This is a genomic window from Herbaspirillum sp. WGmk3 (assembly GCF_023952535.1).
GTDB classification, from domain to species: domain Bacteria; phylum Pseudomonadota; class Gammaproteobacteria; order Burkholderiales; family Burkholderiaceae_D; genus Herbaspirillum; species Herbaspirillum huttiense.
Genome location: NZ_JAKYWT010000007.1, coordinates 40,069 through 55,791, shown reverse-complemented (window position 1 = coordinate 55,791; position 15,723 = coordinate 40,069). Strand labels below are relative to the sequence as shown.

General features: G+C 64.5%; 13 protein-coding genes. 10 read left to right on the top strand and 3 right to left on the bottom strand.

The window, feature by feature from the left end:
• The first annotated feature begins 22 nt into the window (after positions 1–22).
• From MKD49_RS23095 to MKD49_RS23085, 3 genes are all read left to right on the top strand, one after another.
• On the top strand, positions 23–1,798 hold the full coding sequence (locus MKD49_RS23095; RefSeq protein ID WP_252697480.1) for an ABC transporter ATP-binding protein/permease: 1,776 nt from the start codon (positions 23–25) through the stop codon (positions 1,796–1,798).
• Between the two features lie 120 nt (positions 1,799–1,918).
• Positions 1,919–2,767 (top strand): D-amino acid aminotransferase, encoded by an 849-nt coding sequence (locus MKD49_RS23090; protein ID WP_034335221.1) that lies wholly within the window; start codon positions 1,919–1,921, stop codon positions 2,765–2,767.
• A gap of 181 nt (positions 2,768–2,948) precedes the next feature.
• Complete coding sequence (locus MKD49_RS23085) at positions 2,949–3,230, top strand: DUF493 family protein (RefSeq protein WP_017452757.1); 282 nt, start codon at positions 2,949–2,951, stop codon at positions 3,228–3,230.
• Between the two features lie 66 nt (positions 3,231–3,296).
• On the opposite strand, the gene gcvA is transcribed toward MKD49_RS23085, so the two are convergent.
• Positions 3,297–4,247: a transcriptional regulator GcvA gene (gene gcvA, locus MKD49_RS23080; RefSeq protein ID WP_134137682.1), complete on the bottom strand. Its 951-nt coding sequence runs from the start codon at positions 4,245–4,247 to the stop codon at positions 3,297–3,299.
• Positions 4,248–4,443: 196 nt separating this feature from the next.
• Here gcvA and MKD49_RS23075 point away from each other — a divergent pair, with 196 nt between their 5' ends.
• From MKD49_RS23075 to MKD49_RS23060, 4 genes are read left to right on the top strand one after another with little or no spacing between them, the layout of a single operon-like run.
• Positions 4,444–4,758 (top strand): DUF2917 domain-containing protein, encoded by a 315-nt coding sequence (locus tag MKD49_RS23075; RefSeq protein ID WP_252697479.1) that lies wholly within the window; start codon positions 4,444–4,446, stop codon positions 4,756–4,758.
• 35 nt (positions 4,759–4,793) lie between these two features.
• A complete protein-coding gene (gene lipB / locus MKD49_RS23070) occupies positions 4,794–5,486 on the top strand; it encodes a lipoyl(octanoyl) transferase LipB (RefSeq protein WP_134137683.1) in 693 nt (230 codons plus the stop codon).
• A 40-nt stretch (positions 5,487–5,526) separates the two neighbouring features.
• Positions 5,527–6,519 carry a lipoyl synthase gene (lipA, locus tag MKD49_RS23065; protein ID WP_008333855.1) on the top strand — a complete coding sequence of 331 codons (993 nt, stop codon included), beginning with the start codon at positions 5,527–5,529 and terminating at the stop codon, positions 6,517–6,519.
• A gap of 18 nt (positions 6,520–6,537) precedes the next feature.
• The gene (locus tag MKD49_RS23060) at positions 6,538–7,287 is read left to right on the top strand and encodes a Fic family protein (RefSeq protein ID WP_252697478.1); all 750 of its coding nucleotides are present in this window, start codon (positions 6,538–6,540) and stop codon (positions 7,285–7,287) included.
• 6 nt (positions 7,288–7,293) lie between these two features.
• On the opposite strand, the gene MKD49_RS23055 is transcribed toward MKD49_RS23060, so the two are convergent.
• Both MKD49_RS23055 and MKD49_RS23050 read right to left on the bottom strand, forming a co-directional pair.
• Positions 7,294–8,712 (bottom strand): coniferyl aldehyde dehydrogenase, encoded by a 1,419-nt coding sequence (locus tag MKD49_RS23055; RefSeq protein WP_252697477.1) that lies wholly within the window; start codon positions 8,710–8,712, stop codon positions 7,294–7,296.
• A gap of 33 nt (positions 8,713–8,745) precedes the next feature.
• The gene (locus MKD49_RS23050) at positions 8,746–10,377 is read right to left on the bottom strand and encodes a GMC family oxidoreductase N-terminal domain-containing protein (RefSeq protein ID WP_252697476.1); all 1,632 of its coding nucleotides are present in this window, start codon (positions 10,375–10,377) and stop codon (positions 8,746–8,748) included.
• Between the two features lie 235 nt (positions 10,378–10,612).
• Between MKD49_RS23050 and ribA the strand changes: the two genes are divergently transcribed.
• From ribA to MKD49_RS23035, 3 genes are all read left to right on the top strand, one after another.
• Entirely contained in the window at positions 10,613–11,299 is a 687-nt protein-coding gene (ribA, locus tag MKD49_RS23045) for a GTP cyclohydrolase II (RefSeq protein WP_039790315.1), read from the top strand.
• A 222-nt stretch (positions 11,300–11,521) separates the two neighbouring features.
• Complete coding sequence (locus tag MKD49_RS23040; protein WP_252697475.1) at positions 11,522–12,688, top strand: GTP-binding protein; 1,167 nt, start codon at positions 11,522–11,524, stop codon at positions 12,686–12,688.
• A 146-nt stretch (positions 12,689–12,834) separates the two neighbouring features.
• Positions 12,835–15,675, top strand: coding sequence for an EAL domain-containing protein (locus MKD49_RS23035; protein WP_252697474.1), 2,841 nt, complete (start codon positions 12,835–12,837; stop codon positions 15,673–15,675).
• Positions 15,676–15,723: the final 48 nt, after the last annotated feature.

Genomic DNA, 15,723 nt, shown 5'->3' with positions numbered 1-15,723 from the left:
GACAACATCCACAGGATTCGCCATGACCGAACAAACACCGGCCCGCCAGGCCAGCCACGCCAATCGCGCGACCCGCGCGGAGATCTGGCGCCTCATCAAGCCCTTCTGGGTTTCCGAAGAAAAGTGGAAGGCCTGGGCCCTGCTGCTGGCCATCCTGGCTTTGAACCTGGGCATGGTCTACATCAACGTGCGGCTCAATTCCTGGAACCGCGACATGTACAACGTGCTGCAGTCGCGCGACTATCCGCAGTTCAAATCGCTGCTGTGGCAGTTCTCGGGGCTGGCCTTCGTCTTCGTGGCCATCGCCATCTACAGCGTCTACCTGAAGCAGGCGCTGCAGATCCGCTGGCGCTACTGGATGAGCACGCGCTACCTTGACCGCTGGCTGGCGCATCGAGCCTACTACCGCATCGAGCAGGGACAGGAGGGCCGCCTCTCCGACAACCCTGACCAGCGCATTGCCGAGGACCTGCATGCGCTGACCAGCGATACGCTGTCGCTGGTGCTGGGTTTCATTTCCAGCAGCGTGACGCTGTTCTCCTTCATCCACATCCTGTGGTCGGTCAGCGGGCCGCTGTCCTTTACGGCGCTGGGGCAATCGTGGGTCATTCCCGGCTACATGGTCTGGTTCGTGATCGCCTATGCCGCCATCGGCTCCGGTGTGGTGTGGTGGATCGGCCGCCCGCTGGTGGGATTGAGCTTCAACCAGGAACGCTTCGAGGCCAATTTCCGTTTTGGACTCATCCGCGTGCGCGAGCATGCCGAGGCCGTGGCCCTGTATCGCGGCGAGCCGCAGGAGCGCGCGCAGCTGACTGCCCGGCTGGATGACATCCGCGAGAATTGGTGGAACATCATGCGGCTGACCAAGAAGCTCAACGTGGCCGTCAATTTCTACGGGCAGTTCGCGGTGATCTTCCCCATGCTGGTGTCGGCACCGCGCTATTTTTCCGGGGCCATTTCGCTGGGCGTGCTGATGCAGATCAGCGATGCCTTCGGGCAGGTGCAGGATGCGCTGTCGTGGTTCATCAATGCCTTCACCACGCTGGCCAGCTGGAAGGCTTCCATCAACCGGCTGGCGGGCTTCCACGCGGATGTCGAACGCGCTGCCGGCATGCCGCGCACGCTGGCCGTCACGCAGCATGGCGGCAGTGCGGTGATGCTGGACGGAGTGCAGTTGTCCTTCCCCGATGGCAGCCTCATGCTGCGCCGTCTGGATGCCCGCGTGGAGTCGGGCGAACACGTGCTCATCAGCGGTCCTTCCGGTTGCGGCAAGTCGACCCTGATCCGCGCCATGGCCGACATCTGGCCTTACGGCGAGGGCCGCATCGCGCTGCCGCAGGATGCGCCCGCGATGTTCCTGCCCCAGCGCAGCTACCTGCCCATCGGCACGCTGCGTGCAGCGCTCTCCTATCCGGCTGCCGAGGGCAGTTTCGAGGATGCGCTCATTACGCGTTACCTGGGTTTGTGCCGTCTTGCGCATCTTGCATCGCGGCTGGACGTGGCAGCCAACTGGAGCCAGGCGCTGTCACCGGGCGAGCAGCAGCGGCTGGCGTTCGTGCGGGTGTTCCTGAACCGTCCGCGCCTGGTGTTCCTGGACGAGGCCAGCAGCGCCATGGATGGCGAGACCGAGGAAGCACTCTATGCCGCCTTGCCGCGCGAGCTGCCGGGCGTGACCGTGATCAGCATCGCCCACCGCGAGACGCTGGCGCGCTTCCATGACGTGCGCTGGAAATTCGTGCCGCCCGCCGCCGGCGAGGATGCCGGACATCGTGTGGAGGCGCTGCCGATTGCGGCGTGAGGGCAGGGGGACGTTATACCGTTTTTGCATGGGGACGCCGGAAGCTGCGTGACAGAATGGATTCATCGCGGCACGGTTGCCGCCTTCACCCGATCACTCTCGATTACCGGAAAGCCCATCATGAACGATCCCATCGTCTACCTCAACGGCGAACTCACGCCTCTCTCTGAAGCCCGCGTGCCGGTGCTGGACCGCGGCTTCATCTTTGGCGATGGCATCTATGAGGTGATCCCCATGTATCGCCGCAAGGCCTTCCGTGGCCAGCAACACCTGGCGCGCCTGTTCCGCAGCCTCGACAGCATCGGTATTCCGAATCCGCATGACGAAGCCGGCTGGAATGCCCTCATCGACCAGGTGGTCGAGGCCAACGGTTTGGACGACCAGATGATCTACCTGCAGGTCACCCGCGGCGTGGCCAAGCGGGCTCATGCCTTCCCCAAGGAGGTGGTGCCGACGGTGCTGATCATGACCAATCCGATGGCCCTGCCGCCGGCCGCGTCCATCGAGAAGGGTGTGGCCTGCGTGAGCATGGAAGACCGCCGCTGGCTGAACTGCCAGATCAAGTCGACGTCGCTGCTGGGCAATGTGCTGGCGGCGCAATTTGCGGCCGAGCATCAGGTGACCGAAGCGATCCAGTTCCGTGATGGCTATCTGTCGGAGGCGTCGTCCTCCAACGTGTGGGTGGTCAAGGATGGCAAGATTTCCGCGCCGCCCAAGGACAACCTGATCCTGGAAGGCATCCGCTATGGCCTGATGGAAGAGCTGTGCGCCGAGCAGGGCATCGTGCTGGAGTCGCGTCGCATCACGCGTGAGGAAGTGCTGGCGGCTGATGAACTCATGATTTCCTCGGCCAGCAAGGAAGTGCTGCCGGTGGTCACGCTCGATGGCCAGCCGGTCGGCAGCGGCCAGCCGGGGCCGGTGTTTGCCAAGGTGTATGCGGCGTATCAGGCGGCCAAGGCGCGGCTGTAAGACATTTGCAGCTTGTCATGACCAGCGGGTGGCGCTGCGGTTTTCTGCACGCCGCCCCGCCCGCATGGCGTAGAATGCAGGCATTCCCCACCCAACACCTCCGCTTGAACCCGGCTTGTTCATCCCCATCTGGGAGCATTGAAACCGGAGCGCCAGGCGGACAACGCCAAGGCGGTTTGCCATGACTATGCCCACTATTTCCCCTGAAGAATCCCTGATCGAGTATCCCAGCGACTTCCCCATCAAGGTGGTCGGGATCACCCATGACGCCTTCGCCGAGACCATCGTCGCCATGGTCATCGAGCACGACCCCGAGTTTCACGCGGGCAAGGTCGAGATGCGTCCCTCCACCCAGGGCAAGTACCTGTCGCTGACCCTGACCGTGCGCGCCACCAGCCGCACCCAGCTCGACAACATCTACCGCGCGCTCTCCACGCACGAGATGGTCAAGTTCGTGCTCTGAGGTCCGCCATCCCCCTGGCGAAAACCGGCGCAGCCCGCAAGGCGCGCCGGTTTTTTCATGCGCACATCACTTCTTGCGGGTTGACGTTTTCTGCACCTTGCCCGGCCATTCCGACTGCGCCTGGAATTGCCGCATCTCTTCCACGATCCATTTCCTGAAGGCCGCCACTCCCGGTTTCTCCAGCCCTTCCGGCAGATGCACCAGATAGTGCGCCTCCTCGCACAGTTGCGCCACGTCGAACAGCCGCACCAGGGTGCCGCTGGCGATCTCCTGCCAGGCAATCGTATGGCGCGACAGCGCCACCCCCTTGCCCTCCACCGCATGGCGCAGCGTCAGCGAAGAATCCTCCACCACCAGCGTGCCGCGCGGCTCGGGCAGGTCCAGCCCGGCCAGGGTCAGCCACGGTTGCCAGGATTCGCGCGTGTCCATGCGCAGCAGGGTGCAGTGCACCAGGTCGGCGGGACGCACCAGCTTCTTGTTCTGCTTGCCGCGATAGCCGGGCGCGGCCACCGGGTAGTAGTAGTCCTCGCTCAGTTTCTCGGTGACCACGCCCGCGTACTGGCCCCGGCCAAAGCGGATGCCGATGTCCACCCCGTCCAGCCGCAGGTCGACCAGATGGCTGCCCGATTGCAGCACCACCTCGATTTCCGGATGGACATCGATGAACTTCCACAGGCGCGGCGCCAGCCAGCGTGAAGCGAAGGAGGGCGTGGCCGAGATCACCAGCCGCTGCTGGCGCGTCTGGCTGCGCAGGTGGTCGGCCGCTTGCGCGATCTCGCCCAGGGCCTTGCGGATGGTGGCGGCGAAGCGTTCGCCGGTCTCGGTGATGGAAATGCGCTTGCCATGGCGATGGAACAGCTGCAGGCCCAGGTCTTCCTCCAATGCGCGCACCTGGTGGCTGATCGCCCCCGGCGTGACGTGCACTTCTTCAGCCGCACGCGAGAAGCAGCCATGGCGGGCGGCCGCATCAAAGGCGCGCAGGGCGGCCAGGTTGGGGAGCTTGCGCAAATCGGCCATGACGGCTCCTTGTGAATTAAATTAGCAAGGACGAGCAATATATATCGTTTTGCTGCGCTTGCGAGCTTTCCTACAATGATGACTCATCACGCATCACTCCAGGCATCTTCCCCCTTGCAGCCGCACCCTCCCGGGCATCGCAGCAGGGACGCGGCTTGCCTGGCGAATCAGACAGTCGAGCACAGGAGCCAGCGCCATGACAATTTCATTCACAGATCCCAGCCTTCCCGGCCAGTTGCAGCAAGGCCAGGTACAGACCCGCCGCCTGCAGGGCGGCGTACGCATCCGCGTGACCTCCGGACTGGTGTGGCTGACCATTGCCGGCTGCCGCGACGACATCTGGCTCCAGCCCGGCCGCTGCTTCGACTACCACGGGCGCGGCGACGCCATCTTCGAAGCGGTCAACGGCGCGGCCGAGTTCACGGTCACGCTCTTGCCTCCCAAGGGGTGTGGTGGCGATCCGATCCGTATTGCCAAGCTCTTGCCGCACGGCCTGATCCGCTGGTTCTGATACGGGCAAAGACGAATTTCGCTACACTGGCGGGCATGCAAACCGCACTGCCCACCGCCAGCACGCCCATGGCTGGCGCCCGCCGGCCCGAGATCGTCCGGCGCGGCGTCGAGCCCTACGAGGCCAGCTTCGCCGCCATGCGCGCCTACACCGATGCGCGCACCGCCGATACCCCCGACCAGCTCTGGATCGTCGAGCATCCCCCTGTCTACACGCTGGGCTTGGGTGCCGACCGCGCCCATGTGTTGAATCCACACGACATCCCGATTGTCCAGACCGACCGTGGCGGCGAGGTCACTTACCACGGCCCTGGCCAGGTGGTGATCTACCTGTTGATGGACCTGCGCCGCAACCGCAGCGGGGCGCGCCTGTTCGCCCGCGAATTCGTGCACAACATCGAAGAGGCGGTGATCGCCACGCTGGCGGCGTATAATCTGGCCGGTGTACGCAAGGAGGGGGCGCCCGGCATCTACGCCGCCGACGGCCCCTGGCAGGGCGCCAAGGTGGCCGCGCTGGGCTTGAAGATACGGGGCAACGGCTGCACTTACCATGGTGTCTCGCTCAATGTGGCGATGGACCTGGCACCGTTTTCCTGGATCAACCCCTGCGGCTACGAAGGCCTGGCCACCGTGGACATGCAGACCCTCGGGGCTGCCGATGCCCGGCTGGACGCTGTCCAGGACTTGCTTGCCGACCAACTGATCGCCCGCTTCGCGGGCATGGCTTGAGCCCCACGCGCCGCGTGCGCCCGGGGCCGGAACGACCGACATGACTACCGAACTCACTCCCGCAGCAGATTCTTCCTCCAATGCCACCGGCTCGGCGCGCGCCAATCCGCTGGACAAGCAGAAGGGCGCCGGCAAGACCGCCTGGATCCCGATCAAGGTGGTCGCCGCCGAAAAGCTGAAGAAGCCGGACTGGATTCGCGTCAAGGCCGGTTCGCCCACCACGCGTTTCTACGAGATCAAGGACATCCTGCGCGCCAACAACCTGGTGACGGTCTGTGAGGAAGCCTCCTGCCCCAACATCGGCGAGTGCTTCGGCAAGGGCACCGCGACCTTCATGATCATGGGCGACAAGTGCACCCGCCGCTGCCCCTTCTGCGACGTCGGCCACGGCCGCCCCGATCCGCTGGACCCCAACGAGCCGGAAAACCTGGCCAAGACCATCGCCCAGTTGCGCCTGTCCTACGTGGTCATCACCAGCGTGGACCGCGACGACCTGCGCGATGGCGGTGCGGCGCACTTCGCAGCCTGCATCCAGCGTGTGCGTGAATTGTCGCCCGAGACCCGCATCGAGATCCTGACCCCGGACTTCCGTGGCCGCATGGACCGTGCGCTGGAAATCCTCAAGATGGCTCCCCCGGACGTGATGAACCACAACCTCGAAACCGCCCCGCGCCTCTACAAGGAAGCGCGTCCGGGTTCGGATTACGAATATTCGCTGAGCCTGTTGAAGCGCTTCAAGGACCTGCATCCGGAAGTGCCGACCAAGTCCGGCATCATGGTGGGCCTGGGCGAAACCGACGAGGAAGTGCTGCAGGTCATGCGTGACATGCGCGCGCACAACGTCGACATGCTCACCATCGGCCAGTACCTGATGCCCAGCGGCGACCACCTCCCGGTGCGCCGCTACGTGCACCCCGACACCTTCAAGATGTACGAGGAAGAGGCCTACAAGATGGGCTTCGTGCATGCCGCCGTGGGCGCGATGGTGCGCTCGAGCTACCATGCGGATCAGCAGGCGCACGGGTTGGTCTGACCATCTTCATAGAGGGCCATGTCACCGGCCGCCCGGCACGTCGCGGTCGATGCTGCAAAGTCAGCGCTTGATGCGGCGCGCCCTCTACCTCCTTATACGCAAGCATCGCTGCGCGAGAAGTTGGTACTGGATTGGACCTTCCATTCCAATGCCCTCGCAGGCAACACGCTGACCCTGCGCGAAACCAAGGTGGTGCTGGAAGGCATCACCGTCGGCGGCAAGTCGCTGCGCGAGCACTTCGAGGCCATCAATCACCGCGATGCCATCCTCTTCGTCGAGCAGGTCGTGGCCGGCCACGAGCCCCTGAGCGAAGCGCACATCAAGGACATCCACAGTCTGGTGCTCAAGGGGATCGATGCCGATGAGGCGGGCCGCTATCGCCGCGAGAACGTGGTGATCGCCGGTGCCAGCACCACTCCGCCGGATTTCCTGCATCTCAACGATGAAATGCGCGCCTTGCTGGCGTGGCATCAACAGGCCGGCAGCCTGCATGCGGTCGAACGTGCGGCGCAATTGCATACGCGCTTCGTGAAGATCCATCCCTTCATCGATGGCAATGGCCGCAGCGGCCGCCTGCTGTTGAACCTGGAACTGATGAAATCCGGCTATCCCCCGGCGGTCATCCGCAAGGAAGACCGGCTGGCGTATTACGACGCCCTTGATGAGGCCTGCGTCAGCGGCGACCATGCGGTCATCACCACCCTCGTGGCCGAGAGCGTGCAGCGTTCGCTGCGCTTGTATCTGGATCTGCTGCCTGCTCCCGGATGAGCCGCGTCAGCTCAATCGCCTGATCAACCCCATCACCCATTCAAATTTGTTTCCATAAGGCGGATGCAAGAGCGACCCGCCGTTCCAACGCGCCTGCCGGAACACCGGCTTGCGCTTGCTGAAGGTATCGAAACCCCAGCGCCCGTGATACGCGCCCATGCCGCTTTCGCCGACGCCGCCAAAGGGCTGTTCCTCCTGCACCAGGTGCCACAGGCAATCATTGATGGTCACGCCGCCCGCATGGGTCTGCCGCAGCACCTGTTCGCGCCGTGCCGCATCCTCGCCGAACCAGTACAGCGCCAGCGGGCGCGGACCTTGCCGCACATGGGCGATGGCTTGCTCGAGTGTTTCGTATTCGAGGATGGGTAGCACCGGCCCGAAGATCTCTTCCTGCAGCACCCGCATCGACGCAGTCGCGCCCAGAATCAGCGTGGGCGCGAGCTTGCGGCTCTGGCCCAGCTGTTCTCCCGCCGGGTTCACCTCGATCACCTGCGCACCCGCCGCACGCGCTTCTTCCACCATCGCCTGCAATCGCGCCCGATGGCGCGGGCTGATGATGGCGGTGTAGTCGGGGTTGTCATGCAGGCGCGGATACAGACGGCCCATCGCTTCGGTCAGTTGTTGCGCCACCCCGGCCGCTTGTCCGCGCGGTACCAGCAGATAGTCCGGTGCCACGCAGGTCTGCCCGGCATTGAGCAGCTTGCCGAAGGCGATGCGCTGCAGACTGGCCGGCAAGCGGCACGAGGTATCGAGAATGGCAGGCGACTTGCCGCCCAGTTCCAGCGTGACGGGTGTGAGATTGGCCGCCGCCAGTTGCGCGATCTGGCGTCCGACCTGGGTCGACCCGGTAAAGAACAGGTGATCGAACGGCAGCGATGCAAAAGCCTGTCCGATGCTGGCGTCCCCGGTGACCACGGCCATTTCCTCCGGGGCGTAGTAACGCGCGACCAGCTCGGCCAGCAGGGCCGAGAGCCGGGGCGTGAGTTCGGAGGGTTTGAGCAGCACCCGGTTGCCCGCCGCCAGGGCCGCCAGCGCCGGGCCCAGCGCCAGTTGCAGCGGGTAATTCCATGGCGAGATGATGCCCACCACGCCCAGCGGCTGCGCCAGCAGGCGATTGCTGCCGGGCAGGAAGTGCAGGGCGGTGGCCACGCGTTGCGGACGCATCCAGCGTTTCAGGTGCGACTGCGCATGGCGGATTCCGGCGCGCAGAACGAACAGTTCGGCCATCCGTGTCTCATGGTGCGAGCGGCCCCCGAAGTCGGCGTCGATGGCGGCGATGAGGGCTGCTTCGTGCTCGCCCATGAGGGTCTGCAGGCGCGCCAGCCGGTCCATGCGCACTGCATGCGAGGGATCACTGTCGGCAGCAAACGCCTGCTGTTGCGCGATGAAGAGCTGCTGCAATTCTGCAGCGGTGGTATCAGTCATTGATGCATCCTTGCATGGTGTCATCGAACAGTGTCAGGCTGCCTCGGCATGCGCCTGGCTGGCGCGGATCATGTCAGCTGCCTTCTCGGCAATCATGATGGTGGGTGCATTGGTGTTGCCGCTGACCAGCGTGGGCATGACCGACGCATCCACCACGCGCAGGCCCTGCAGTCCATGCACGCGCAATTGCGCATCGACCACCGCCATCTGATCCTCGCCCATGCGGCAAGTACCCACCGGATGGTAGATGGTGTCGGCACGCTGGCGGATCATGGCTTCCCACGCTGCGTCATCCATGTCCTCGCGGCCACCGAACAGTTCGCGCCGGCAATAGCGGCGCAGCGGTTCGGTCATGACGATCTGGCGCGCGATGCGGGCCCCCGCGATCATGGTGGCCAGGTCGCGCGGGTCGGAGAGATAGCCCGCATCGATCAGCGGATCGGCCATGGGATCGGCCGATTGCAGCCCCACGCGGCCGCGCGAATGCGGGCGCAGCATGCACATGTGCAGGGAGAAGCCATAACCGGCATGCAGCTTTCTTGCATGGTCATCCACGATGGCGATGCAAAAATGCAGCTGGATATCCGGCCGCTCCAGCTCCGGACGGGTCTTGAGGAAGGCTGCGCCTTCCGCAAAGGGCGTGGCGATGAGGCCCTCGCCATGGCGCTTCCAGGGCAGCAGCTGGCCCAGCAGGCGCAGGCCGCCGACCACGCCGAGGCCAAAGTTGTCGGTGTCGCGGGTGGTCCATCCTTGCGTGAAATCGAGGTGATCCTGCAGGTTCTGGCCCACCCCGGGCAGGGCGTGATGCAGGGCGATGCCATGCGGCAGGATGTCCTCGGGCCGGCCCACCCCCGACAGTTGCAGCAATTGCGGCGAGCCAAAGGCCCCGGCGGCGAGGATGACTTCACGCGTGGCGCGCACCTGCGCTTCTTGCTGCTGCTGGCGATAGGCCACGCCCACGGCACGCTTGCCCTCGAACAAGACACGTTGTGCGCGCACCTGGCGCAGCACGGTCAGGTTGGGCCGCTGCCCCATCACAGGATGCAGGTAGGCCGCCGCCGCCGAGCAGCGCTCGCCGCGATGATCGGACGTGTGGAATTGCGTGACCTGGTACAGACCCACGCCTTCGTTGTCGCCGGTATTGAAGTCCTGGCACAGCGGATAGCCGCGCGCTTGCGCCGCTTCGATGAAGGCGCGCGTGATCGGGCGCGGGCGATTCTGTTCCGAGACCTGCAGCGGGCCGCTGGCCCCGTGCCAGGCATCGGCCCCGCGCACATTGTTCTCGGAGCGCTTGAAGTAGGGCAGCACCGACTCCCAATCCCAGCCCGGGCAGCCAGCCTGGGCCCAGCCATCGTAGTCCTGGCGCTGCCCACGGATGTAGAGCATGGCGTTGATGGCCGAAGAGCCGCCCAGGGCGCGGCCGCGCGGCTGGTAGCCACGGCGGCCATTCAGGCCCGCCTGGGGAGTGGTCTGCAGCGCCCAGTTGTTGAGCTTGCCGTAGCCGGGCAGCATGGCCACCACGGCGGCCGGGGTGCGCACCAGCAGGCTGTCGCCCTGGCCGCCGGCTTCCAGCAGGCAGACCGTGACGCGTGGATCTTCCGACAGGCGGGCGGCCAGTGTGGCACCCGCCGAGCCGCCACCGGCGATGACGTAATCGAACAGCACGGTTGTCTCCCTTTGTTATCGTTGACCGGCTTTCAAGGGGATGCCGCCCTTGGGGCTGGCACCGTGTCCGGTGTGTCCCGGACTGGCTGGCATTATGACGCGGCCAGCCCGGCCTGTTCAAATTCCCTGCACGAATTGGACAATTGCCTTCACCGGAGCGGCCCGCGCGCTGAAATAAACCCCGGCCCAAGGTAAGATACGCGGTTCTGAGCATTCGATTCGAAAGCAGGTTGTCATGTCCTCACCGATCGCACCGGCCGCTGCCGCGCCGGAAGAAAAACTGGTTTTCGTCAGTTCGTGCAAGTTGCCCATGCCCTGGGCGACCTTCGAACTGCACGCCTTCTACGATGAAGTTTCCGGCAAGGAACACCTGGCCCTGACTCTGGGCGATGTCGGCAACGGCGAGCCGGTGCTGGGCCGCGTGCACTCCGAGTGCCTGACCGGCGATGCGCTGTTCTCCCAGCGCTGCGACTGCGGTGCCCAGCTGGAAGCGGCCCTGAAGAAGATCGCCAAGGAAGGCCGTGGCGTGCTGTTCTACCTGCGCCAGGAAGGCCGCGGCATCGGCCTGTTGAACAAGATCCGCGCCTATCACCTGCAGGACCAGGGCGCCGATACGGTCGAAGCCAACGAACGCCTGGGCTTCCCCGCCGACATGCGCCGCTACACCATCGTGCTGCCCATGCTGGCGCACCTGAAGATCACCAGCCTGCGCCTGATGACCAACAACCCGCGCAAGGTCAAGGCGCTGGAAGACAGCGGCATCACGGTGGCCGAGCGCATCGCCCTGATCGCCAACCACAATCCTTTCAACATCGGCTACCTGGGCACCAAGGCGCGCAAGCTGGGCCACCTGCTGCCGGGACTGGCCAAGACCGAAGAGAAGACGGAAAAAGTGCCGCTGGATGCGCACGACAACGAGTAACGCGCATCCATCACGCGGGTGAATGCAGCGCGGGCGGCCATTCAGAGCGTGAATTCCTGCCCTGCGGTAAAACCAGGTAAAGACACCGGTTCCCGCCGGGCGCGGCTTGCCGTCAGGACGGACCCCCATGCGGTCCGTCTTTTTTTTGTCTCGCGGAGGCAGTCCGCTTGACGCATCAGGTAGCATGACGGCTGCATCGTCCTTACTCCCCGTCCTTACACCATGAATCCATCCGTCCCTGCCGGCAGCGCGCCGATACCCGTTTCCCTGCTGACCGGTTTCCTGGGCAGCGGCAAGACCACGCTGCTGAACCATCTCATCACCCAGCCGGAGATGAAGAACACCCTGGTCATCATCAACGAGTTCGGCGAGATCGGCCTGGATCACCTGCTGGTGGCCCACAGCCAGGAAGAGACCATCGTCGAGATGAGCAGCGGCTGCCTGTGCTGCACCATCCGTGGCGACCTCAAGAAGACCTTGAAGGACATCACCTGGCGCTTCGCCGAAGGCGGCCAGCGCAAGTTCGACCGTGTGGTCATCGAGACCACCGGCCTGGCCTCGCCCACGCCCATCCTGCATACGCTGATGACCGATGCCTTCATCTCGGAGCGCTATCGCCTCGATGGCGTGATCGTCACGGTGGATGCCGTCAACGGCATGTCGACCCTGGACCATCACCCGGAAGCGATCCAGCAGGCCGCCGTCGCCGACCGCCTGCTGCTGACCAAGACCGACCTGGTGGACGCCGATACGCTGTCGGCCCTGCAGGCGCGCCTGCGCACGCTCAATCCCGGCGCGCGCCAGCTGCAGCCGCAGGTCGGGCAGATCGCTGCTGCCGAGCTGCTCGACGCGGGCCTCTTCAAGCCCGGCGAGAAGATGCCTGACGTCGCGCGCTGGCTCAACGAGGAAGCCTTCGCCGAGAAAGAGGCGCACGCCCATCATGCGCACCATCACCACGGCCATGGCCACGAGCACGGACACCACGATCATCATGGCCGCCACCATGACGATCACGCCCATGACGTCAATCGTCACGATGACCACATCCGCGCCTTCTGCTTTACCTTCGACGAACCCATCGATCCGGTGCTCTTCGATGAGTGGCTGAGTTTGCTGGTCGGCTTCAAGGGCCCCAACATCCTGCGCATCAAGGGCATCCTCAATCTCAAGGGCGAGGACAGGCCGACCGTCATCCACGGCGTGCAGCACATCTTCCACCCCACGGCCACGCTGCCGGAGTGGCCCTCGGAAGACCGCCGCAGCCGCATCGTCTTCATCACCCGCGATGTCGAGCGCGCGACCATCGAGCGTTCCTTCGATGCCTTCATGCAGGCCCAGGCGATTGAGCGCGAAGCACGCGAGCAGCGCCAGTCGCCATCGGTTTATTGAGCCCGGTCACGCTGAACAAATGCGTTTGTTCCCATGTGGAAACATGCGAGCAGGCTGGTCCGGTTAAAAATAAATGCGCTTTGACCGATAACAAGGGGTGTCCCGGATTATGATCGGGCTCTCCTAAGGGATATAACGATTCGTTTATGCAGCGTGTGATCAACAAGCTGGGGGCAACGTTGTCGGCATCGCTCACGCTGATGCTGGGTTTGTGTGCCACTGCGACGGTGTTCGTCGCGACCAGCCATCTGGAAGAGGATGCCGTCCAGCTCGACTTCGAGCGTCGGGCGGGCCTGCGCGCCTTCACCATACAGCGCGGTCTGGAAGAGGCGGTGCAGGTACAGTCGGTGGTGAACCATTTCTATGCCACCGTGGGCGATCCCACGCGCGAACAGTTCGAGAGCTTCACGCGGCCGCTGCTGGGACGCTATCCCTATGTGCGCGCCTTCAGCGTGCAGCGCTTCGTGGCCGACGAAGACCGGTTGGTGTTCGAGGCCCTGCGCCAGGGGGCCAAGCGGGGCTTTGAAATCACCGCGCTCGATGGCGACCGCACCGTGCGCGCCTCGCAGCAGCCGACCTATCTGGTGGTCGATTACGTGGAACCGGTGGCCGGCAATGAAGCGGCGCTCGGGCTGGATGTCTCGCGCAATCCCGCCATCATGGGCGCGCTCGACGCCGCCGTGGTCAGCGGGAATCCTTCTTCAACGCCGCCGATCCGGCTGGCCCAGACCGGCCCGGATGAGCGCGGCCTGCTGGTGATCCAGCCGGTCTATCGCGGTGGCGTACAGCCGACCGACACGGCGGCCCGTCGCGCACTGCTGGTCGGCGATACCACCGCCGTACTGGAACTCAACGGCCTGGTGCAGAAGATCCTCGACGGTGCCGGGCTGATGTCCGACCATGAGATCGGCCTGCGCCTCTACGTCGGACCCCAGGCCGATCCGGCCAACCTGGTCTACCGCCACGACAGCCAGCCCCGCGCCATGCAGTGGATGGACCAGGTCATCAAGCCGGGCAGCTTCTTCCGCCATCCCTCCACCACCATCACCAGCTTCGACATCGCCGGCCAGACCTGGCACATGGAGATCAGCATCCCGCCACGGTCGGTCTTCTCGGACCACTACGGTTCGCTGCTCATCGGCCTGGTCGGCGTGATCGCTTCGTTGCTGGGCGCGGCCTACATGCGGGCGCTGTCGATGCGTTCGCACCGCGTGCAGCAACTGGTGGAAGACAAGACCGCGGAGCTGCGCACGACCAATGCCCTGCTGTCGGATGACATCAAGGCGCGCCGCCTGGCCGAACGTGCGCTGCGCCTGCGTCATCAGGCCATCGAGGCCAGTGCCAATGCCATCCTGATCCTCTCGGCGCAGGAGCCGGACTACGCCATCGAATACGTCAATCCGGCCTTCGCCCGCATCACCGGCTACAGCAGCGGCGAAGCGGTGGGCAAGAGCATTCGTTTCCTGGAAGGCCGCGACAGCGATCCTGAAGGTTTCGAGACTGTGTGGATCGCCATGCGCGAACAGCGCGAACACAATGTTGTACTGCGCAACTATCACAAGGATGGCTCGGAGCTGTGGAACGATTTCTACATCGCCCCGGTGCGCGACGAGAGTAGCGTGGTGACGCATTTCGTGGCGGCGCTCTACGACATCACCTCGATGAAGCGCTATGAAGCCGAACTGGAATTCCAGGCCAGCCGCGACACGCTCACCGGCCTGATCAACCGCCACATGCTGCGCCATCATCTGGAGCAGGCCATCGGCACGGCCGAGCGGCAGAAGCAGGCCTTGTGGGTGGTGTTCGTAGACCTGGACCGCTTCAAGTTCGTCAACGACACCCTCGGCCACAAGGCTGGCGATACCCTGCTGCGCACGGTGGCCGGTCGCTTGCGTGCGGCCGTGCGTGAAGCCGATACCGTGGCGCGGCTGGGTGGCGACGAATTCATCATGATCCTGCCGGAGCAGGACGAACTCTCGCTCGATACCCGCAGCCTGCAACGCATCATGGATGCGGTGGCGGCCCCCGTGACGCTGGGCGGCCATACGCTGTTCATGACCTGCAGCATCGGCGTGGCCTGCTATCCCAACGATGGCACCGATGGCGAGACGCTGATCAAGCACGCCGACATCGCCATGTATCGCGGCAAGCAGACCGGCCGCAACAATTTCCAGTTCTACACCCCAGCCATGAACGAGCAGGCGCTGGAACGCCTGCGCATCGAAGGCGACCTGCGCAATGCGCTGGATCACGGCGAATTCCTGCTGCACTACCAGCCCAAGGTGGACCTGGCCTCGGGCCGCGTGGTGGGTAGCGAAGCGCTGATCCGCTGGCTGCATCCGCAACTGGGCATGGTCTCGCCGGCGCGCTTCATCGGCCTGGCCGAAGAGACCGGCCTGATCCTGCCCATCGGCGCCTGGGTGCTGCGCACCGCCTGCACCCAGTGCCGCCAGTGGCAGTTGGCCGGGCATGAAGACATCAGCGTCTCGGTCAACCTCTCGGTGGGCCAGTTCCTGCAGAAGGATCTGGTCTCCTCGATTGCCGATGTGCTGCAAGACACCGGCCTGCCGCCAGCCTCGTTGGAAATCGAACTCACCGAGAGCCTCATGATGACCGACGTCGAGCACGCCATCGGCATCCTGGCGGGCTTGAAGAAACTGGGCATCCGTCTTTCCATCGACGACTTCGGTACCGGTTATTCGTCGCTGGCCTACCTGAAGCGCTTCCCCATCGACGTGCTCAAGATCGACCGTTCCTTCGTGCGCGACATCACCATCGATGCCGATGATGCGGCCATCACCGCCTCCATCATCTCGCTGGCGCGCCACTTGAAACTGCGCGTGATTGCGGAAGGCGTGGAGACCGATGAGCAGCTGGACTACCTGCGCCACTATGGCTGCGACGAGATCCAGGGTTACCTGTTCAGCCCGCCGGTGGCGGCCGAGAAGTTCGAGCAGATCCTGCGCGAAGAGCGGGTGATTTTGTAATTTTTCTTCACGCGCTGTTCTGGAATCAGGCCGCACGGCAATGCCGCT

Excerpts from the sequence above, each read along its gene's own strand:
- MKD49_RS23095 (WP_252697480.1), top strand. The coding sequence starts at position 23 with ATGACCGAACAAACACCGGCCCGCCAGGCCAGCCACGCCAATCGCGCG.
- MKD49_RS23090 (WP_034335221.1), top strand. The coding sequence starts at position 1,919 with ATGAACGATCCCATCGTCTACCTCAACGGCGAACTCACGCCTCTCTCT.
- MKD49_RS23085 (WP_017452757.1), top strand. The coding sequence starts at position 2,949 with ATGACTATGCCCACTATTTCCCCTGAAGAATCCCTGATCGAGTATCCC.
- gcvA (WP_134137682.1), bottom strand. The coding sequence starts at position 4,247 with ATGGCCGATTTGCGCAAGCTCCCCAACCTGGCCGCCCTGCGCGCCTTT.
- MKD49_RS23075 (WP_252697479.1), top strand. The coding sequence starts at position 4,444 with ATGACAATTTCATTCACAGATCCCAGCCTTCCCGGCCAGTTGCAGCAA.
- lipB (WP_134137683.1), top strand. The coding sequence starts at position 4,794 with ATGCAAACCGCACTGCCCACCGCCAGCACGCCCATGGCTGGCGCCCGC.
- lipA (WP_008333855.1), top strand. The coding sequence starts at position 5,527 with ATGACTACCGAACTCACTCCCGCAGCAGATTCTTCCTCCAATGCCACC.
- MKD49_RS23060 (WP_252697478.1), top strand. The coding sequence starts at position 6,538 with ATGTCACCGGCCGCCCGGCACGTCGCGGTCGATGCTGCAAAGTCAGCG.
- MKD49_RS23055 (WP_252697477.1), bottom strand. The coding sequence starts at position 8,712 with ATGACTGATACCACCGCTGCAGAATTGCAGCAGCTCTTCATCGCGCAA.
- ribA (WP_039790315.1), top strand. The coding sequence starts at position 10,613 with ATGTCCTCACCGATCGCACCGGCCGCTGCCGCGCCGGAAGAAAAACTG.
- MKD49_RS23040 (WP_252697475.1), top strand. The coding sequence starts at position 11,522 with ATGAATCCATCCGTCCCTGCCGGCAGCGCGCCGATACCCGTTTCCCTG.
- MKD49_RS23035 (WP_252697474.1), top strand. The coding sequence starts at position 12,835 with ATGCAGCGTGTGATCAACAAGCTGGGGGCAACGTTGTCGGCATCGCTC.